Raw genomic sequence first — 231 nt, 5'->3', positions numbered from 1 at the left:
ACGCTCTTCAAAAGTGCGATCTAAATCTAAGGTACCAATCACAGAACGTGTGGTGGTTTGAGCTAGCTGAATGGCAGCATAACGGTAATCGGTAATCCCATAACTGGCTTTAACGGGATCGATAACCGAAATATAGATGACCCCGTCCACTTCCACATTCACTTCATCACTGGAGAAACATTCTTGCGGCGGTACATCAATGGTCTCTTCCTTTAAATCGTGGATGTAAGC

At 44.6% G+C, this 231-nt stretch carries 1 protein-coding gene; it reads right to left on the bottom strand.

The genetic code is table 11. The features are described from left to right. Positions 1–231: paraslipin (locus AAEZ08_RS23555; protein WP_500125262.1), on the bottom strand; the 231-nt coding region annotated here is incomplete at both ends.

This window comes from Pseudomonas sp. E45-MNA-CIBAN-0222 (genome assembly GCF_040310405.1).
Taxonomy (GTDB): domain Bacteria; phylum Pseudomonadota; class Gammaproteobacteria; order Pseudomonadales; family Pseudomonadaceae; genus Stutzerimonas; species Stutzerimonas stutzeri_AC.
Note: the sequence above shows the minus strand (reverse complement) of the source record. Positions and strands in the feature narration are given on the sequence as shown.